Annotated in this window: 18 protein-coding genes, 1 pseudogene and 1 riboswitch; of the genes and pseudogenes, 6 read left to right on the top strand and 13 right to left on the bottom strand. The window is 35.0% G+C overall.

Features of this window, described 5'->3' with window-relative positions; genetic code table 11:
* Positions 1–111 (bottom strand): annotated as a pseudogene (locus tag IPU53_RS22075) (IS3 family transposase); the annotation flags it as partial.
* Positions 112–907: 796 nt separating this feature from the next.
* Here IPU53_RS22075 and IPU53_RS22080 point away from each other — a divergent pair.
* Positions 908–1,006: a YjcZ family sporulation protein gene (locus tag IPU53_RS22080; RefSeq protein WP_207453240.1), complete on the top strand. Its 99-nt coding sequence runs from the start codon at positions 908–910 to the stop codon at positions 1,004–1,006.
* 392 nt (positions 1,007–1,398) lie between these two features.
* Here the strand turns inward: IPU53_RS22080 and IPU53_RS25360 are convergent, their stop codons facing one another.
* Positions 1,399–1,509, bottom strand: a complete 111-nt coding sequence (locus tag IPU53_RS25360; protein ID WP_207453321.1) for an anti-repressor SinI family protein — start codon at positions 1,507–1,509, stop codon at positions 1,399–1,401.
* Positions 1,510–1,540: 31 nt separating this feature from the next.
* A riboswitch (cyclic di-GMP riboswitch) is annotated at positions 1,541–1,624 on the bottom strand.
* A gap of 566 nt (positions 1,625–2,190) precedes the next feature.
* Here IPU53_RS25360 and IPU53_RS22090 point away from each other — a divergent pair.
* Positions 2,191–2,679, top strand: coding sequence for a tyrosine-type recombinase/integrase (locus IPU53_RS22090; protein ID WP_441297450.1), 489 nt, complete (start codon positions 2,191–2,193; stop codon positions 2,677–2,679).
* A gap of 562 nt (positions 2,680–3,241) precedes the next feature.
* Here the strand turns inward: IPU53_RS22090 and IPU53_RS22095 are convergent.
* The 5 genes from IPU53_RS22095 to IPU53_RS22115 all read right to left on the bottom strand — a co-directional run bounded on the left by IPU53_RS22095 (position 3,242) and on the right by IPU53_RS22115 (position 9,023).
* Positions 3,242–4,369, bottom strand: a complete 1,128-nt coding sequence (locus tag IPU53_RS22095; RefSeq protein ID WP_207453242.1) for a hypothetical protein — start codon at positions 4,367–4,369, stop codon at positions 3,242–3,244.
* Positions 4,370–4,677: 308 nt separating this feature from the next.
* Positions 4,678–5,892, bottom strand: coding sequence for a hypothetical protein (locus IPU53_RS22100; protein WP_207453244.1), 1,215 nt, complete (start codon positions 5,890–5,892; stop codon positions 4,678–4,680).
* Positions 5,893–5,918: 26 nt separating this feature from the next.
* Positions 5,919–6,122, bottom strand: a complete 204-nt coding sequence (locus IPU53_RS22105) for an HNH endonuclease (RefSeq protein ID WP_207453325.1) — start codon at positions 6,120–6,122, stop codon at positions 5,919–5,921.
* A gap of 37 nt (positions 6,123–6,159) precedes the next feature.
* The gene (locus IPU53_RS22110) at positions 6,160–7,848 is read right to left on the bottom strand and encodes a hypothetical protein (protein ID WP_207453246.1); all 1,689 of its coding nucleotides are present in this window, start codon (positions 7,846–7,848) and stop codon (positions 6,160–6,162) included.
* 59 nt (positions 7,849–7,907) lie between these two features.
* Entirely contained in the window at positions 7,908–9,023 is a 1,116-nt protein-coding gene (locus IPU53_RS22115) for a dsDNA nuclease domain-containing protein (protein ID WP_207453248.1), read from the bottom strand.
* Positions 9,024–9,737: 714 nt separating this feature from the next.
* Here IPU53_RS22115 and IPU53_RS22120 point away from each other — a divergent pair.
* Entirely contained in the window at positions 9,738–10,442 is a 705-nt protein-coding gene (locus IPU53_RS22120; protein WP_207453250.1) for a site-specific integrase, read from the top strand.
* 82 nt (positions 10,443–10,524) lie between these two features.
* Here IPU53_RS22120 and groL read toward each other — a convergent pair whose 3' ends face one another.
* Together groL and groES are read right to left on the bottom strand one after the other, a co-directional pair.
* Positions 10,525–12,159, bottom strand: coding sequence for a chaperonin GroEL (gene groL, locus IPU53_RS22125; protein ID WP_207453252.1), 1,635 nt, complete (start codon positions 12,157–12,159; stop codon positions 10,525–10,527).
* Positions 12,160–12,192: 33 nt separating this feature from the next.
* On the bottom strand, positions 12,193–12,477 hold the full coding sequence (groES, locus tag IPU53_RS22130) for a co-chaperone GroES (RefSeq protein ID WP_057994068.1): 285 nt from the start codon (positions 12,475–12,477) through the stop codon (positions 12,193–12,195).
* A 407-nt stretch (positions 12,478–12,884) separates the two neighbouring features.
* On the opposite strand from groES, the gene IPU53_RS22135 reads away from it, so the two are divergent.
* Entirely contained in the window at positions 12,885–13,622 is a 738-nt protein-coding gene (locus tag IPU53_RS22135; protein ID WP_207453254.1) for a CPBP family intramembrane glutamic endopeptidase, read from the top strand.
* Complete coding sequence (locus IPU53_RS22140) at positions 13,619–13,816, top strand: YdiK family protein (RefSeq protein WP_207453256.1); 198 nt, start codon at positions 13,619–13,621, stop codon at positions 13,814–13,816. The genes IPU53_RS22135 and IPU53_RS22140 overlap by 4 nt, the downstream gene beginning before the upstream one ends.
* A 37-nt stretch (positions 13,817–13,853) precedes the next feature.
* On the opposite strand, the gene tatC is transcribed toward IPU53_RS22140, so the two are convergent.
* From tatC to IPU53_RS22155, 3 genes are read right to left on the bottom strand one after another with little or no spacing between them, the layout of a single operon-like run.
* The gene (gene tatC / locus IPU53_RS22145; protein ID WP_207453326.1) at positions 13,854–14,603 is read right to left on the bottom strand and encodes a twin-arginine translocase subunit TatC; all 750 of its coding nucleotides are present in this window, start codon (positions 14,601–14,603) and stop codon (positions 13,854–13,856) included.
* A gap of 17 nt (positions 14,604–14,620) precedes the next feature.
* Positions 14,621–14,794 (bottom strand): twin-arginine translocase TatA/TatE family subunit, encoded by a 174-nt coding sequence (locus IPU53_RS22150; RefSeq protein WP_207453258.1) that lies wholly within the window; start codon positions 14,792–14,794, stop codon positions 14,621–14,623.
* Between the two features lie 51 nt (positions 14,795–14,845).
* The gene (locus tag IPU53_RS22155; RefSeq protein ID WP_207453260.1) at positions 14,846–15,526 is read right to left on the bottom strand and encodes a redox-sensing transcriptional repressor Rex; all 681 of its coding nucleotides are present in this window, start codon (positions 15,524–15,526) and stop codon (positions 14,846–14,848) included.
* Between the two features lie 329 nt (positions 15,527–15,855).
* Here IPU53_RS22155 and IPU53_RS22160 point away from each other — a divergent pair, with 329 nt between their 5' ends.
* A complete protein-coding gene (locus tag IPU53_RS22160) occupies positions 15,856–17,787 on the top strand; it encodes an ABC transporter ATP-binding protein (protein WP_207453331.1) in 1,932 nt (643 codons plus the stop codon).
* 464 nt (positions 17,788–18,251) lie between these two features.
* On the opposite strand, the gene IPU53_RS22165 is transcribed toward IPU53_RS22160, so the two are convergent.
* Positions 18,252–19,517, bottom strand: a complete 1,266-nt coding sequence (locus tag IPU53_RS22165; RefSeq protein WP_313886550.1) for a glycosyltransferase family A protein — start codon at positions 19,515–19,517, stop codon at positions 18,252–18,254.
* Positions 19,518–19,534 lie beyond the last annotated feature (17 nt).

A 19,534-nucleotide genomic window follows, 5' to 3' on the forward strand; every position in this document is an offset into this window, starting at 1 on the left:
GTTGGGCTGGGTTCGGTATTGTACTGGGCTTAATCCAGCCAATTTTAGTTTTAAACGTTCATTGTTGTACCAATGGATGGACTCTTCAATTCTCTTTTCTAATTTCTCATAGTTAAACTTTGCCATAAAAAAACCCAAGTGCTAGTTTTTTACTCTAACATTTGGGGGTCACCACCAGCGTGAGGGCTATTTTTCATCTTGAAAAGGCCCTTCTATATTAGAAGGGCTTAAAGGCAAGGAGGTGCTACCTACCAATCATCATGTCGACGGCGAACTTCTCGACACTTACAAATGAATCTCTCGCGGTCGCGATCACAATCATCCCTATCCCGCACTTCTCGACACTTGCAAATCAATCTTTCCCGTCTCCGCCTATCTCTTTCTCCACCTACAAAATCATCGTCATAGTCATAATAAGACATATACTCATCGCACCTCCTATATATATATTAAAGCCGGCCGACCTTAATACATATATTATTGAAAAATGTCATATTTGTTTGGACGGAGTGTCTGGTGATAAAGAGGATTTTATATAAATAAAAAAGTGACCGCGGCCTAAACTGTTCAATTCAAAATTCAATCCTCTTAGATTAGTGGTCATTATAGTTCATAAAACTATTTTTAACCTAATTTAGTCCTCTACGTGTATTTGTCCATTTCAAAAAGGAGTTTTCAATCATTTAATAGTAATGAATGGAGGTGATTCAATTGTTTGCCCATAACAGGCCAATCGTTTGTCTTATCCATCCCGTTGTGCACGTTAATCGTCTAAATGTAGTAGATGTACCTAGACATATTTACAGACCAGTCACTAGAACTGAATTCGTTGAACATAGAATGAGGGGGCCTTTTTGTCGCTGGTAAATTCCGAAATTGCACATTTTATATAAAGGAGGGATTAACTATGAGCGAATATGGACATGGGACTGGATTTGCTTTAATTGTGGTTCTGTTTATTCTTTTAATCATTGTTGGGACTTCATATGTTGGCGGCGGATTTTAATATTTAGTTGTGCAATAAAAACAGGGTTATTAAATCGTACTTTCCAGTTTAGTTTCATTGGTAATTCCTCCTAGAATAATTTTGTCAACACAATACCGACTAACCCACCGACTACAGCCGTGATAATTGCTGTAATGATTGCTCCCGTGACCTTACGTCTTATCCACTGGGTATCGTTGCGGATTTCCTTTAACATGTCTCTCAGATAACTAATCTCGCTATCTTGCAACTTGTCATTGATCTTTAATGCCTCCACGTCGTTTTTTATTTGGCCCTGTTCTTGCTTTTAATCGTTTATGTCCTGCTGTACCTGATTTTTCCACACGTCCATATCTTCAACCTCCAAGCGATCCGCCCCCTTCTCTCTAAATTTAGCCAAAGAAAAAGAGCCCCTAAGGACTCTTTTCAATAAACTCTCTAATTTCTTTAACCGTAATACCAAATTCTAAAGCCTCTTTAATGAGCTCAACCCATTCTTTGTCTAAATCCCTATTATCAGCAATAACCCCTAAACCTCCCTAAAATAAGACTATTTTAGGCAGCCCAGCCATCATAGCATTACGCCTTAGACCTGTAGCTTTGCGTCCCAATCTTTAAAGTGGTTTGCCTTTTTCACTAATTCCCTATAGACCCATACCAATAGTACCAGAAATTAGCTATGCATGGTTTAGTGATCGTTCTAAAAACTTCGACATTATTCGCCATATTCCAAGTTCACCAAATAAAGCACCTCGTGTGAGATGCTTAATAACTATTTTTTCTTTTTGATTTTTTCACGAATTATTTTATTATCAGGCTCCTTGACATTAGACAACGTTATATAATGTCCATTTTTATTAAGAATAACTCTGTTTTCTCTTGTTACTTTACGAATTTCCCAGTACTCTTTTTTATCTTCATAAAGTTTAACTTCGTATTTTGGATAAGCCTTCAACAAAATCAAAAGAAAGTGAGCGACTATAAAAAATGACAATAGTAAATATCTGACATATCACAGTTAGGACTATAGAAAAAATAATGTAGTATACGAGATCAGATTCATCCTTAATCTCAATTAACTGTTCAAAAGTTGTCATTACAACTATATGGAGAAAGAAGGCTTAGCTTGATTTCGAGACGTTTGTCACCCTCGCTTATACAGGATTAAGGTAGGTGAACTATGCACACTGAAAGAAACCGACTTAATAGAAAAAAATGATGGAAACTTTTCTTTATCCATTACAAAAACATATTACAATCCAACTAATAATATTAGATCATTTCAACTTGTGACTCCAAAAACTTTGTCATCAAGAAGAATAATTGACATTGACAATTTAGTTGTAGGTTGCATTAAATCTGTCTTAGAAAGAAATAAGGAAATAAAGAAAATTGCCAGAGAGGAATATTATGATATTTTCGTTAACAACGGAACATATCCAGGGTATCCTCTTTACATAAAGTTGATTGAGCAAAGAATGGCGAGATTATTAAAATTATGCGGATTAAATGAATCCTTAACTCCACATTCATTGAGACACACTCATACATCTTTATTAGCTGAGGCGGAAGCTAGTCTGGAAAGCATTATGGAAAGGTTAGGACACTCAGATGATGATATCACAAAAAAAGTATATCTCCATACAACAGAAGCAGTAGAAAAAGAGATGCCGAAAAGTTCGGAAATCTCATGAAAGGTGTACTCGATTTTGACTAAATATGGTCAAAAAATGGTCACAGGATAATCCCATGACCATTCAGACTTGCTATTATAGGGTTTTTTGATGTTTATTACATCATGCCGCCCGTGAATTGAGAGTGTGTAACATCGTTAACGAAAGGTGAAAAAAGTGCGGTAAATCAACGTTTTGGATATTTTTGGCTGTAACATCTTTAACGGGGATTTACCGTTTTTTATGGAATTGCGTTAGCAAAATGTTAGCAAGATCGGTAATGACAAAATTAGCATTGGAAATAATCATAAATAATTTCCTTCTTACGCAATTAGTCATCGTTTCTTACCAATGAAAGAATACAGCTTACCCGTATCAAAATCCTCTTCGAAAAGGTAAATCCCAAAATACCTCACATTACTGTTACACCTATTACTTGGATATCCAATACCAACATTTTGCATTTCATTTTCGATGTCTCTTTGACTTATTTACAAGCCATATACTTTTTGGTATTTCTTATTATGTTTCAAGTGATTTACAGTCCACTTCGGATTGTGCTTTCCAATAATCCCCAGTATATTTAGCTCTTTTTTGCTTCAATATGACCGCCTTTCTCAATCCATGAATATAACCATTTAACCTCTATTTCGTGAAAATCAAAATAGCGTACTATATCCTTTATGTTGGAATATCCATACCAGTCATATTTATGAACAAGCTTCACGTTTCTCTTTGAAATACTAGATAATTTTTCATCTTTCGAGTCACATAACAATACTGACGCTAAGAATAATGATTCATTATTATCCTCGCTTATTGGTACTTCAAACAACGTTTTAGATATCGCTTGTTCTAATTCAGTCAATCTACATTTACTTTTATTAGCAATATAGTAATCTACTAACGATTCCACAGTTATATTTTTATAAGTACCTTCAATAAGGTCAGAGCCAGTTATATGCTCATCGGGATTTTTAATAAACTTCATAAGTACCTCATCTGATGGTGGTAAGGTATCATGCATGGACTCCCATGCTTCTTTCCAAGCGTCTAAACCCATATGTACAGCAACGGCTCTGGCTGTCAATATCTGAATTTGATAGATAACCATTTGAGACTCATCACTTGTAATGTTGAAGAAAGGAGGGAGTGGCCAGATTAGTTTTTCTTTGTATGACATTCGGCCATGAGCTATGGAATTACGTGACTTAACAATTTTATTAATTAAAGAATAGGTGCGTTCATCTAACATAGAGTGCCTTTTTAAAAAGTAATTTATCTTTGTAATGATTGAGGCTTCTTCACTAATTAATACTTCCTTTAAGATCTTTAATTTAGAATTGATTGTATTTTCACTAGCTTTACCACTTTGATTAAGTGTTTCCCTAGAGAATAAGGTTAAAAAACGTTCTATTTCATCAGTAGCTTCCTTTTTAAAATCATTATAGTAGTAGCTTACAAGTAATTCTAGAATATGAAAATGTGTTAGAATTGCTTCGTCATAAAGAGTATCCACTTCACTTTCAGAAACCATATAAAGCGCTTTTCTCCATCTATCTAATAAAGTAATTATTAATGTTTTGAAACGTTTATCTTTCAGCTTCTCAAGCAATAAATTTAAGTCCCCCGAATAGTCTGACCCTTCTAATAAAAAAGAAGCGCCTTCTATTTTTTTGGTAGGATTAATTTCGACTATCAATACTTTCAATTGTTCTTATACTTTCAACAATAAGTAGATTATCTCTGGTATAAACTGTTGAGTTATTTAATTTAAACTCAACATTAAGACTATCTATACTAGGTATTTCATATACTTCTTTTGAAAAAATAACTCTTTCTTGCTTTTCCTTCAACTTCGTACACCTTCTCTGTTAGGATAATTGTCTCATAGTACTTTAGTGCTACAGCTAAGTAATTAATACGGAGGTCAATCGATATGATAAGGTCGATATTCAACAATAAAGCTCTTTAATAAATACAGTAGCTTTAATACGTTAAAGCCACTGTCCTACACACTTATATATCACATTCAAAATATGGCGAGTATTTCTTATCAACCTCAAGGCAATATTTAAAAATCAAAATGTGAGCAATTTCCTGTATTATAGAATTCCATAAATTTTCTTTTTTCTTCTCAATATCATCAGGTATCTTTAAGTTAAATTTATAGTCACCTTTCCCATGAACAATACTATTTCTATAAATATAAATTCCTTTTGAAAATTCTTCTATCTTATTCTCTCTTATCAAACCGCTCTTTTGTGCAAATATCATAAGTTTATCTATTTCATTCCCAATTGAACTCAATAAATAATTTAATAATTCCTCTTCACCTTGTTTGTAAATTTTACTAGTAGCACTTATAAAATCATTTATTTCACTATTTATCTTGTATGTATTAATATTTTCAATAAATATAGATTTTTGATTTATTATAAAAAAGTATTCTAATACCTTATAAAAATATAAAAATGAAACTTCCTCTTCCTTTATACTTATTGCAGCATTATAAAAACTAATTACTTCTGGAAACTTAATTTTATTGAATACCCCTTTTTCTATTTCTTGTTTAAAAGTTAATTGCATTTGCTCTTGTTCATCAAATTCATAGCCTGAGATATTATAATATTTCCCACTAAAAGCACGAATTCTTGGATATTCGTCAGTATGTACCGAAGGATTACAATACCCTATGTAAAATAAAGCTTGTTGAACCATACTTTTGTAATTAGAATTATCGACACCCGATAATTTTATTGTCTCATTCATCTCCCAATCGCCCAAATATTTATCATCTTCTAATTGTTTGAAGACTAGTTGAAAACTTTCAGAAGGCACCCCTACCTTGACACCCACTTCATCAATAAAAAATTCCTTTATCTTGTAATCATCATTATAACTAACGTTACCATAATCAAAGAATAATTCTATATAATCACCAAATTTGAATCCCACACATGGAAATTTAATTAATTTATTATTAAAAATGGATAAATCAAAATCATCTTTTTTTATATAATAATTAATGTCCTTGTCTTTTAAACTATCCGGGGACTTTAAAGCTAAAAGATTACTATAATCGTCTTTAAATAGCTCCTTAAAATCAACTGCAATTTTTTTATCACCCAAAAATTGCAATACAAATTTTTGATCATCTATATGCAATAGTAAAATATCATTAAAATAATTTTCTACCCATTCAGAAACAGCTTTATGAACTACTTCATTCATAATTTCACCCCTTATTATACTTTGAATCAATCCCACCAAGAAATACTCATTAAATTTGTTGCCGTGTTTCTTGATCCTTTAGATGTATTACAGGTATCACACAGTAGTTGAAAGTTAGAGGCATCATTAGTTCCAGCAATTCTATTATTGCCTTGATAATTTAAAGGGATGATATGATCGATGTGTTTGCTGACATCACTATTTACAATTCCAGATAGGTGGAATGCCAGAGCTTATACACCTAATGAGAATTTGACTTTATTTTTTTTATAAATCATCAAATTTGCTAAGCAACTCTTTGTGTTCCAAATACTTTTCATTGGATAAGCATCTTTTATATTCAGTCAATTTTATAACTTGGTTTGCTTTATTCTCAAATCCTGTCTTTCTTTCAGTCCCAATAATAAATTGACCTTTCTCTGACAAAACCAAATCTAATACTAAATCAATATTTTTTAAATTTGTTTCATCTTGTCCTTGTTGGTTAGGGGTATCTACAACAAGCCAATTAAAAATATTCTTACCTTTTTCTAAGTTAAATAAATACAAAGCAATATGGTATGCATATATAATTCTAGGTAATTCACTACCGGTTTTGTTTAATACCTGAACAAAATCCCTGAACTTCATATAAGATAGGGGGATATTCAGCTTATTCATTACGATTTTATAATGCCTTTTTAATTCTGAATATACTTGTTTTCTCTTTTCTTCTGAATTTAATTCCTTCAAATACTCATCTTTATTTAAGAACTTGTAATGTTCTTCCTCAAGTTTTCTTCTTACCTTTCTACTTTCTTCCTTACTTTTATGTATTAATTCTTTTTTTCCTTCGTAACGATATGTATTTACTACAGAAGCCCCACTCTGTGTACTCTCAAGATTCTTTTTAAGTTCTACATATTTAGAGTTTACAGCATGATACTCCTTCTCTAAATCAGAGACCTTACCTTCTATTTTTTTCAAATCATCCCTATTTAGTTTTATCAATTGATTCCCTACCTGAATATCCTTTATGATTTCTACCCGTTCCTCAAGAGAATTTTTATGCTCTTTCCCACAAAAAGGACATAAAATAATATCATCCTGTTCCATTGCAAACTGATGATCGTCGTTCAAAGAGTGAATGTTCCTTTTTAAAATTTCTAATGACTGCGTTTTTTCATATCTCTCGTTCTTCAAATTAGATAAACTGTTATGTATCCTTAATCTTTCTTTCTCTAGTTGGGTCAAATTTTTGAGTAATCTTTTTACTAACTCTAAATCTGTTTGTGGGGGAGTATAGGTTCCCTCCACACTTGAATTTAACACTTCAAATTCTTCTATCAATTCATTATAATGATTTAATTTTGACTTTAGTTGGTCAATTTTTTTATTTAATTGGTTTATTTCCTTTTTTGTTTTATAGAACTCTTCTCCTTGAAATCCAACAATGTATTTATTAGTGTAGTCCTTCCAATTTATAATATATTGAGTATTTGTAAAGCTTTCACCTATCTTGTTCCATCCTCTATCCTGATCTATATATTGAAATCTAAATAATAGCGGGGGAGTTATACTAACAGTATCCTCATCCTTAGTTAATAGATCTATGCTTATACCAAAAATTTCTCTCATTAGATAATTACTATATTCATGAAAATGCAAAGTATCAACAAGCAACTTCATACTATCATCTAGTATTTCAATTAATCTAAATTGTTTGCCCTGCCGAACTACACAATATTCATTATCCCCATATATGAAAAACAACAAATATGAATCTATTAATTTTTTCCAATCACCCTCTAGTTTCACTTCACAACCCAAGGAATGAAAAATACTTTTGATTAAAGATGACTTCCCCGTCTTATTTTCGCCGATAATAATATTTAAACCTTGACTAAAGCTTACCTCTTTTGATTTTTCTTCACCATCACTTATTACTATCAATTTCCTTATTAATAGCCTTTTCATTTATAATACCTTCCTTTAGCAATCTTAATTTTCTAATAAGACGTTTATACTTAGAAGATTTATCCTGTAGATAAGAGTCTTTCATATAATAATGCCTCCACCAATACTTTATTAAAATTACTATCTTCAAATAAAGCACCTTCACAGTTTGCGTGAACGTTTTTACTTAGAAATTTTAAATCAGAAATCTTATCATAATTTTCTTCTAGGGTTGTATCAATAATTTCTAATACTTTGTTAGTAGTGTCCTGATATAGTGAATTATTAATATCTAGCATTCTCATATGATGTTTCTTTAATTGCCTAACAATAAGTCTACATTGCTGAACAGGATAATCATTGTCTCCTAAAAATTCTTCAATCTGATCATACATTTCAGAATTATGAGGTGTGGTGTTTATTTGTTCTTTCAACTTTGTAAAAATAGAAGATGATATTCCTTTAGCTTCTTTTAATGACTTATAACTGATTGGCATAGCTATTTTTTTCTTGCTTTTTTTCCTTACTTCCTCAATAATATCTCTTAGAATTTTATTACTATTTGACGTAAAAATTTCTTTATTATCAAGCATATGAAAGAATTCACCAGCAACTACTTTATCGTAATTTTCTAACGGTAAATCCCCATGATATATAAATGTATTTTGGATAAACTTGTCAAATACAAAATCAAACTTTACCTGCTCTAAGTCTTTATATTCTTTCCGTAAAGAATTCCTAATTTCTTTATAAATACTTTCATCCTCTTTTTTTAAACTTTTCTCATCTTCTATAATTGCTTGCCATGAGCTTATTTGTTTGTCCATTTTTATATTTGAGACAAAATGACATTTGCTACATTCATCTTCAAATTTCAAAAAGTTGTAAAAAATAAATCCCAAAAATGAATGTTTTACACCTCCGTTACTTTTCTTGGTTGTTTTGGTAAGTCTAGAAAGTGTCCATTCTTTATACAATTCAGTTGTCTTAATTTGGAAGAATTCAGCACAATCGGGATTTGATGAAAGGGTTGTTTTTGCCATATCATCGTGGAATTCACAAAAGATAAAAAACTCTGTGTTCATCTTATACTCGTTTATCATATGATAAACAATCCAATGAGCTTGGTAATCAAAACGATTATAACTATCTGATCCTGCTTGTTCTCTCAACTCTGAGCCTAATATATTTTTCATTCAACTAAACTCCTATAGATATAATATTCAATAGAATAAATAGTATAATTAGTAACTATTAGATTACACTGCATAATAAACAGTTGTTAAGTGCATTTTGGGTCATAGAAGGGGTACGGTGACATCTCTTTTTTATATTTCCTAATTAAAATAATTTCCGATGCTTATAATTTCGTACATTACTGGCGATAATTTTAACTAAGTTGTTAGTGCAACTTGTATTTCAGACAGGGAGGAGATGCACAAGCATCTCTTCTTATACAAGGTACATCTATGTTTGCACCTTATATATCTTATAGTTTTCAGCAAGCGTTAAAACAAGATTAATTTTGACTCTGCCTTAATATCATTACGACTTGACGAGTCTGTATAACTAGCTTCCTCCGCAATTATCTATTTTACCTCCTGTTTTCCACATCTATATCTATCATTAATGAAATTCAAAGTAATCATTATTGAATTAGGACATCTGTCCCTATTAATCTGTCTATTCATATGACATTTCCAATATCAATTATACATTATTATAACGTGAAAGCCCCTTCATATAAAGTAACATCGACTTTAGGTTCGAATCTAATAACTGACTTATATTTCGTTAATTCTTTTCCAATCCCAAATAACTCCAAACAAATAGTTCCCTTTACCCATGTGGATATTAATTTCTTAAAAGTAAGATGATTAAGCAACGGCTAAGTTGTGGTGACCACCCTTATGGATCTCAAGAAGGAAAAGAAAACAATTGAACAGTTGGAAGAGGAAGAAATTCCAAAGTATCTCGAAAAAGAAGAACTTGCTCTGTTTCTAAAAACAGCGGAGGATTATGGACTTGAACATGATTATTTAATGTTTCTAATACTCTCCTACACAGGGATTAGAGTTGGCGAATTAGTCGCTCTCAAGTGGAAAGATGTTGATTTTATCAATCACACAATCAACATCTCAAAAACGTATTATAATCCGAAAAATAATACGTTAGAATATTTACTAGTCACACCGAAGACACGAAAGTCTCGACGTAAAATTATTGTAGATGAAGAAATCATTGACGCTTTGAAGGAGCATAGAGAGGTTCAAAATCAAGTGATTAAACAATTAGGGGATGCTTACTATAACAAAGACTTCATCTTTGCAAAATTGGAACGACAACACGGTTATCCCATCGTCATTAAGACCGTTCAGAATCGTATGAAAAGGTTGCTACGCCTTGCCAATCTGAACCGGGAATTAACACCACATTCTCTAAGACATACGCACACATCACTCTTAGCAGAAGCGGGTGTAGCACTTGAACAAATCATGGATAGACTCGGTCATTCAGATGACCAAATAACAAAAGATGTTTATCTCCATGTGACACAAGATATGAAAAAAGAAGCCTCTCAAAAGTTCAGTGAACTCATGAGAAGCCTCCGTTAAAAACCTCAATGTTAGCAAAATGTTAGCATTTCACTCTCATCTTACATCAAAACCCACTCATATCAAGGGTTCAGACGGCTTATTACATCATGCCGCCCATTCCACCCATGCCGCCCATATCAGGCATTGCTGGAGCGCCGCCGCCTTCTTCTGGTTTGTCGGCTACAACAGCTTCAGTTGTAAGTAGCATGGATGCTACGGAAGCCGCGTTTTGAAGGGCATAACGTGTTACTTTTGTTGGGTCTACGATGCCGGCATCGATCATGTTAACCCATTCGTTTGTCGCTGCGTTGAAGCCAATGCCTGCTTCTTCTCTCTTGAGACGTTCTACAACGACAGAACCTTCTAGACCAGCGTTATGAGCGATTTGACGAACTGGTTCCTCTAGGGAACGAAGTACGATTTTCACACCTGTGTCTACATCGCCTTCTTCTTGAAGGGATTCTACTTTATGGTAGACGTTGACTAGGGCTGTACCACCACCGGATACGATCCCTTCTTCAACTGCTGCACGAGTCGCATTCAAAGCATCTTCAATACGAAGTTTGCGCTCTTTCAATTCAGTTTCAGTCGCAGCACCAACTTTGATTAGGGCTACACCACCAGCAAGTTTTGCTAGGCGCTCTTGTAGTTTTTCTTTATCGAAATCAGAAGTCGTTTCATCGATTTGTGCACGAATTTGGTTAACGCGTGCTCCAATTTCGGCTGAATCGCCATTTCCTTCTACGATTGTCGTGCTTTCTTTTGTAACGACAACTTTAGAAGCACGTCCAAGTGAATCAACTGTAGCAGATTTTAGATCAAGTCCAAGATCTTCTGTAATCACTTGGCCACCAGTTAAGATGGAGATATCTTCTAGCATTGCTTTACGACGGTCACCAAAGCCAGGAGCCTTCACCGCTACAACGTTGAATGTACCACGAATTTTGTTCAATACAAGTGTTGCAAGAGCTTCACCTTCTACATCCTCTGCAATCATCAATAGAGGCTTACCTTGTTGCACAACTTGCTCAAGAACTGGAAGGATTTCTTGGATATTGGCAATCTTTTTGTCTGTAATTAGAATGTATGGATCCTCTAAAATGGCTTCCATTTTATCAGAATCTGTTACCATATATGGAGATGCATAGCCACGATCGAATTCCATTCCTTCTACAACATCAAGCTCTGTTGCAAAACCTTTGGATTCTTCGATTGTGATAACACCGTCTTTTCCAACTCGCTCCATTGATTCAGCGATGAGTTGGCCAACTTCTTCATCACCAGAAGAAACAGACGCAACTTGTGCAATTGAGTCTTTATCTTCGATTTGCTTAGAAATTGCACGTAGCTCTTCAATTGCTGCAGCAACTGCTTTTTCGATTCCTTTTTTCACGCCAACAGGGTTCGCACCCGCAGCAACGTTCTTCAATCCTTCACGAATCATTGCTTGGGCAAGTACTGTAGCCGTTGTTGTTCCATCCCCTGCTACATCATTCGTTTTGCTTGCTACTTCAGAGACTAGTTTTGCCCCCATGTTTTCGAATGCATCTTCTAGTTCGATTTCTTTTGCAATGGTTACACCATCATTTGTAATAAGTGGAGAACCGAATTTTTTCTCAAGAACAACATTACGTCCTTTTGGTCCCAATGTTACTTTTACAGCATCTGCTAATTGGTCAACACCACGAAGCAACGCACGACGTGCATCTTCTGAAAATTTCATTTCTTTTGCCATAATCGAATAACCTCCCTAAAAGTTTAATAAAACTTAACCAACGATTGCTAATATGTCAGATTCACGTAGAATCAAGTATTCTGTTCCTTGGTATTTCACTTCTGTTCCAGCATATTTAGAGAAAATAATGCGATCACCTTCAGAGACTTCAAGAGCAACTTGCTCACCGCTGTCTAGTACTCGACCAGAACCAACCGCAACAATTTTCCCTTCTTGTGGCTTTTCCTTTGCTGTTTCCGGAAGGACGATACCGCTTGCAGTTTTTTCTTCCGACTCTACTAGTTCAATAATAACGCGATCACCTAATGGTTTTAACAAGTGAAACAACCTCCTTAAATAAGTATGTAGATTATTATATTTTTATTAGCACTCTACCTTATCGAGTGCTAACACAGTTATTATCATAATGAATTCATAACTATTTTGCAAGCCCTAAGCTTTCTTTTTTGAAAAAAATCTTTCTTCAGCTCTCTCCATAATTTTTCAAGAGCTGCTAGCAATGGATTCCCTATTTTTTTCCATTCTTTCAAGGGGGATTCTTCCATCCCACAAAAGTCATTTAAATTGAATGGCTCAGTGTTTATTAGTAAAATATAAGTTACGTCTTTATAGCCCGATCATCCCTTTCTCGCATAAGGGAAGTCGTAGGGGAGTATTGATAATAAAAGGGGGATAAAGAACCCCACCTGTTTTTATTTGACTCATGATAAGAAGGGACTTTTTATATGAATAAAAAATATTTATATATCGTGATTGCTTTCTTGGCAATGCACTTATCTGCCTTTATTGGCGTTCCTCTACTGTTTTTTTTAGGCGTCTTAGCCTTTGACGTTCCTCAAGATACAATGCTTATGCGGTCTACAAGTATTTGGACAATCCTAAGCTTTATATTAGGGTTAATCGTCATTTTACTTATTCTAAGAAGAGCTGAGCCTTACACGAACATAGAGAAGGATACACCTCTTCCATTAAACCTTTCCATTCTTTGGGGAATCGCTGGAGTGTTTATTGCCTTAATTGCACAAATTGCTGCAGCTGGACTTGAATATCTTATTGGGATTGATCCTGGTTCAGAGAATACAGAACAGATTATGGACATGATTGAGATGATGCCGATGGTGATTATCGCAAGTTCTTTAATTGGTCCTATTCTGGAGGAAATTGTTTTTCGAAAAGTCATTTTTGGCGTGTTATATAATCGATTTCCTTTTTGGGCAGCAGCTCTTATCAGTTCACTCGCCTTTGCGATCGCCCATATGGAACCGACACATTTAATTTTATACGCGGCAATGGGCTTTACCTTTTCATTCTTATATGTCAAAACAAAAAGAATTATTGTCCCGATTATCTCGCATATGCTGATGAATACACTGGTGACGATCAATGCATTTTTTCTTAATCCGGAAGACTTAAGGCAGGTTCCCGAACAAGTGCAAGCGTGGATTGGAGGGATCTTTTTATGAGGTCACCATTTTTCTCTGGTTTGATCTATATTGCATTAGGCATTACCTTTACGATTTTTGCCATTCAACAGGTGATCAGTAATGATTGGGGCTTTTTCGTTTATGTTCTCCTAATTTTCGCGACTCTTGACTTTGGAGCCGGCTTCCGATTAATCAAACTACATTTTCGTATTAAAAATAATAGTAAAAAATGAAGAGGATCAAAGGCTTTACTATCAAAGCCTTTGATCCTTATTCTTCTTGCTCTACTATTTGCTTGGCTTTTTGTGCTTTTTTATAACCGATTTTGGAAATCCAGACACTTATTTCATAAAGAATAAGTAAAGGTACGGTTACCATCATATGAGAGAGTAGATCTGGTGGTGTAATAAAAGCAGCAATCACCAATAAGACAAAATAGGCATATTTACGAATTTTAGATAAGTACTGAGGGGTGATAATCCCTAGTCTTGTTAAAAATAAAATCACCACTGGCAATTGAAAAAGTATGCCAAATGGGAGGGTAATTTGAAATAGGAATTGGAAGTATTCATTAATCCCAATCGTGGTTTCAATCCCCATATTTCCAGATAGATTGAACATAAACTGAATTACAAACGGAAATAAGACAAAATAAGAAAAAGAAATCCCTGCTAAAAATAATAGAACAGATGCCGGAATATAGCTTAATGTGACCCTTCTTTCTTTCGTTAATAGTCCTGGACTAATAAACGCCCAAAGCTGATATAGGATAACAGGAGAAGTAAGTAGAATCCCAATCAAAAAGGTCATTTGCATATATACCTTAAAAGGATCTGTTGGTTTAAAGGCATTCATCACTAATTCTTGCACAGCACTTGCATCCTGCAGGAAACGGATGAGCGGCTGGGAAAGAAAGAAACCAATGAGTGAAGCCAATACGAAGAAAACGACGATAATCATCAGCCGTTTTCTTAATTCCTCTATATGCTCGAGAATGCTCATGTTATCATTCTGATTCATCACAATTTTTCATCCCATCAACGGTCGGCGTCTTTCTTGTCCTTGTCGTCATCCTCTGCGAGTCCCTTTGTTGCATTTTTAAATTCACGCAACGTACTACCTGCTGCCTTTCCAAGCTCTGGTAATTTTTTCGGGCCAAATATTAAGACTGCAACAAATGCGATGATGAGTATACTTCCCCATCCCACCATAATTGCGCCCACCTCCTTTTATATTACTCATTTTAGCTGATTTGGCGAGAATTATCTATCCTCTGACTCTATTTCTTGTGAATTTTCCGTGTCAGGGGTGGGATAATTCTTCAAAAAGTAAATAAGTGACTGCAATTCTACAGCAAGATCAATATGATGAACTCGGATAGATGGAGGAACTGTTAATCGAGCTGGAGTAAAATTCAAAATTCCCTTTACATTGGTTTTGATCAATCGATCTGTCACTTGCTGAGCTACTTGAGAGGGCAATGTTAAAATAATGGCACTCACCGCTTCTTTATTTAAGTGATCTTCAAGCTCGGCTAAGTCATATATCGGTACGTCACTAATGGTTGTACCAATTTTTTCAGGGTCGACCTCAAAAGCCATGGCAATTTTTGTATTATTATTTTTTAAAAAGTTATAATTCAAAAAGGCTGTACCAAGATTCCCTACGCCGACTAAAGCTACTTTTGTTAGCTCGTCCTGATCTAGGGTTTTCGCAAAGAAATTTAATAAATAATTCACATTGTAACCATACCCTTTTTTTCCAAGGGCACCAAAATAGGAAAAGTCACGGCGAATGGTGGCAGAATCCACCTTCACAGCTTCACTTAATTGCGCAGAGGAAACCCGTTGCTTTCCTGACGCATGTAAATTTTTAATAAAACGATAATAAAGAGGCAAACGTTTTGCCGTTGCCTGGGGAATTTTCATTGATTCTACGTTCATCGTTCACCCTCCTTAATTTAAGCATTGTCAACCATTCAAAAGGATGTATCTTTATCTTCTATATCGTGTGCTGAGTTTTCCTGTTTGCCTATAAGCAAACCTTTATTCATAGCTTAAATCGCTGACGATATCGGACTGCAAGTTCGCTATGCGTGTGTTATTTTATCAACTTGTTCATTTTTTCACGCAGTAACCTCTCCTATTATCATACACTATTTTCTTCAAGCTGTCTTTTTCTAATTCTCCTGACCTTCTGCTAGCATACTGAACGAGCAAAGATTGCTCCCTCCCTGCTCCTTATTGTAAACTGTTCATAGGAGTGAATAATGATGATGTTATTGCAATTACAACAAATTACAAAGTATTTCGGTGCGGAATGCATATTATCGAATATAAAATTAGAAGTGAAATCACGTGATCGAGTTGCGCTTGTAGGGCGTAATGGTGCAGGAAAATCAACTCTTTTAAAAATTATTGCCGGTCAACTTTCTTATGATTCCGGACAAATTGTTCGTCCAAAAGGTGTTACAATCGGCTATTTAGCGCAAAACACAGGACTAGAATCCAATCAGGTCATTTGGGATGAAATGCTAACGGTGTTTGCTGAAGTTCGTAAAATGGAAAAGGAAATCCGCCAATTAGAATTAAAGATGGCAGATCCTGCCCATTACGAAAACCCACAGCTCGCTGATTCGCTTTTCCAAGAATATGACCGTTTGCAGGAAAAATTTAAAACAGCTGGCGGCTATCAATATGAAGCAGATATTCGCTCTGTTTTACATGGCATGCGCTATTATGAAGAGGATTATCAAACAAAGATCTCTACATTAAGTGGCGGACAAAAAACAAGATTAGCTTTAGCAAAGCTTTTGCTAATGAAACCAGATATTTTAATTTTGGACGAACCAACCAACCATTTGGATATCGAGACTTTATCTTGGCTCGAACAATATTTGCAAGGCTATGAAGGGGCGATATTAATTGTTTCTCATGACCGTTATTTTCTTGATAAAGTCGTTGACCAAGTGTATGAGTTATCCAGACATGAAATGATCAAATACCATGGGAATTATAGTCAATATCTAACAAAAAAAGCAGAAATCTATGAACGTGATTTGAAACATTTTGAAAAACAGCAAGACGAGATTGCTAAAATGCAGGATTTTATCCAACGAAATTTAGCAAGAGCCTCGACAACGAAAAGGGCGCAAAGCCGGCGTAAGCAATTAGAAAAAATGCAGGTCCTCGATCGTCCTAGTGGTGGGGAACAATCCGCTACTTTCCATTTTGATATTGAGCGACCAAGTGGCAATGATGTGATAAAAATAAATGAAGCGACGATTGGCTATAATGGACAGCCTTTAGCGAAAAACATTCATTTTCATATGGATCGGCAAGATAGTATTGCGTTAGTTGGACCAAATGGCGTCGGAAAATCGACCTTGCTAAAAACACTTATTCGAAAACTTCCGCTTCTTTCAGGTCAAATTGATTATGGCACCAATGTGCTCATTGGTTATTATGATCAGGAACAAGCAGAATTATCGTCCAATAAGACGGTTTTACAAGAATTATGGGATCATTATCCGTTAAAAGAAGAAAAAGAACTTCGCACAGTGCTCGGAAATTTCCTGTTCAGTGGGGATGATGTGCAAAAGATTGTTTCTACTTTAAGCGGAGGAGAAAAAGCTCGCCTTGCCCTTGCCATTCTTATGTTAGAAAAGGCAAATGTGCTGATATTAGACGAGCCAACCAATCATTTGGATTTAGATAGCAAAGAAGTATTGGAAAATGCGCTTGTGGATTACCCAGGTACTTTGCTGTTTGTCTCCCATGACCGTTATTTTATCAACCGAATTGCAACAAAAGTGATTGAGTTATCCACAGAGCAGACAACTGAGTATTTAGGTGACTATGATTATTATGTGGATAAAAAACAAGAAATGAAAGAATTAGCGGAATTAGCAGAAAAACAACAACAAAAAGCCGAGCCAAAGGTTCAATCAAACAAACGCTCTTTTCAAGAAGAAAAGGAATTGAAAAAGCTCGAAAGACAAAGAAAACGCAGACTCGAGGAATTGGAACAGCAATTGCATGATAAAGAAGAAAAAGTGTCTGAGCTGGAAGAACAATTATGCCTGCCGGATGTATTCGAAGATCATGAGCAAGTCCTATCTATTAATACTGAAAGTGAAAAATTAAAACAAGAGATTGAACAACTATTAGAAGAGTGGACAGAACTTGCGGAACAATTGGAATAGAGGCTGGGAATAACTAAAATGTTAAACTCCAAAGAAGAACAATGTATTACCTTAGCGAAGGAAATATACGTAGACTTCTGCGGGAAGTGAGAGTTAGGCAAGACCCCGGAGGGCGAAAGCCTGGGGAGGCTTGCCACTCGCCCGCGGAAAGCGAAATATATTTCCGGAGCGAGTATATTCAGTTCGTTTTTTTCTTTGGTGAAAATACTTTTATCTCAGCCTCTTTTTGTTGTTGATTTTAGCAGTATAATAATTATCCACAAACTTATACACATTATCAACAAGATCATAAAAGGATTCTTTAAACTTTTCCACATTATACACATCCATTGATATAGTTATCCACAAAATTAATATATTCCTAGTGTTATAGGCTTTTATTTAAAGGAAGGGTTAGTTATCCACATTTTTCATCCACAATTTCCCGTGAATTTATGATTATAAGTGAATATCGCAATAGTTACTCACAGATATCCACTTACAATAGGTGGACCGATTTTCCATTTCTTTATTTTATTACTTGGAATCGCGATTGGGTCATGATCAAGCTTCAATCTTTGTAGTACTTTTTTATCAATCGGCAAGAGAGAGCAATCACTCATTAACCAATACTGTATGTGATTTTTATATACTTTGTTTTCTAATAATGGCTCTGAAAAATGACTGTCCACATTAGGACCAACTGGAATTTTTCTTAACCTCTCTTCCTCTGCTTGAATGATTTCTTGACGATTAAAACGGTTTTTCATTAAAAGCAGTGGATTGGTAATTCTTCTCCTTTGCTTCTGTTCCAAATAAAAAACGTCTCCATCTTTATCTTGAAAGAGGCGAAATGGAGGAAGTGAAGAGGCCTTATCAAACGGGATTCCTTCTTCATATCGATAAAGCAATGGATCCGGAATATTGACAATTTTTTTCGGATCATATTTATAAAAGGAAAACATCGCTGGGTTAATCAATCTTCTTTGTCCATTATTTAGTAAATAGATTTTCTCGCTCGTTCCCTTCACTAAAATTCCGTTAGGAAGTGAAGCCGGAAGATGCTGAAACAAGGATTGGACTGATTGGGATGTTTTATAGGTGATATCTAATACTTTAGAGAGGGGATGAAACGATTGGAAGGTATTCAATCGTTTCCAGAATACAGCATCTCCCCTGCACCAATGTTGAGGATCATCATCCCAATAACTGCCAAATCGATCCCTTACTTGCTGAAGGATTTCTCTCGTATGCATGACCGAGCAATGATCAACTTTATCAGCCGCCTGAACAAGGATCACATTGGCTTCCCGTGTATATTCCTTCAGACAAACCATCTGTTCATTCACGACTTTTACTTGTTGAGCTGAATATACAATATCGATGCCAGCATTTTTTTCTAAATAGGCCACCATTTCTTCAAGACGATCTGGTGCGTAAATCGTATCATCTGTTAGGTATGTGAGATACCTTCCTTTTGAGAGGGGAATCGCCTCGTTAATCATCGTCGCATACCTTGTCGACTGATGCCGCTCCTTATCCTCAATCTCACTATTTCGATATCGGATCCGAGGATCTTCTAGATGGCGCTCGATCGTTTGAACCGTTTCAGCATTCGAATGATCGTCCATAATCCATAATTCCCAATTTGGCATGGTTTGCTTTAGCACACTCTCAATCGCCTTTTCAAGCAATTTTGGCTTATTATAGCTTGTTAAAATGACCGATACCTTCGTTTCTATAGAAGACACCCCCTTTTAGATAAACA

The organism is Bacillus sp. SD088, assembly GCF_017355205.1.
Taxonomy (GTDB): Bacteria; Bacillota; Bacilli; order Bacillales; family Bacillaceae_C; genus Lederbergia.

Coding starts and splice junctions, on each gene's coding strand:
- IPU53_RS22080 (WP_207453240.1), top strand. CDS start 908: ATGAGCGAATATGGACATGGGACTGGATTTGCTTTAATTGTGGTTCTG.
- IPU53_RS22100 (WP_207453244.1), bottom strand. CDS start 5,892: ATGAATGAAGTAGTTCATAAAGCTGTTTCTGAATGGGTAGAAAATTAT.
- IPU53_RS22110 (WP_207453246.1), bottom strand. CDS start 7,848: ATGAAAAGGCTATTAATAAGGAAATTGATAGTAATAAGTGATGGTGAA.
- IPU53_RS22115 (WP_207453248.1), bottom strand. CDS start 9,023: ATGAAAAATATATTAGGCTCAGAGTTGAGAGAACAAGCAGGATCAGAT.
- IPU53_RS22120 (WP_207453250.1), top strand. CDS start 9,738: ATGGATCTCAAGAAGGAAAAGAAAACAATTGAACAGTTGGAAGAGGAA.
- groL (WP_207453252.1), bottom strand. CDS start 12,159: ATGGCAAAAGAAATGAAATTTTCAGAAGATGCACGTCGTGCGTTGCTT.
- IPU53_RS22135 (WP_207453254.1), top strand. CDS start 12,885: ATGAATAAAAAATATTTATATATCGTGATTGCTTTCTTGGCAATGCAC.
- IPU53_RS22140 (WP_207453256.1), top strand. CDS start 13,619: ATGAGGTCACCATTTTTCTCTGGTTTGATCTATATTGCATTAGGCATT.
- tatC (WP_207453326.1), bottom strand. CDS start 14,603: ATGAATCAGAATGATAACATGAGCATTCTCGAGCATATAGAGGAATTA.
- IPU53_RS22150 (WP_207453258.1), bottom strand. CDS start 14,794: ATGGTGGGATGGGGAAGTATACTCATCATCGCATTTGTTGCAGTCTTA.
- IPU53_RS22155 (WP_207453260.1), bottom strand. CDS start 15,526: ATGAACGTAGAATCAATGAAAATTCCCCAGGCAACGGCAAAACGTTTG.
- IPU53_RS22160 (WP_207453331.1), top strand. CDS start 15,856: ATGATGTTATTGCAATTACAACAAATTACAAAGTATTTCGGTGCGGAA.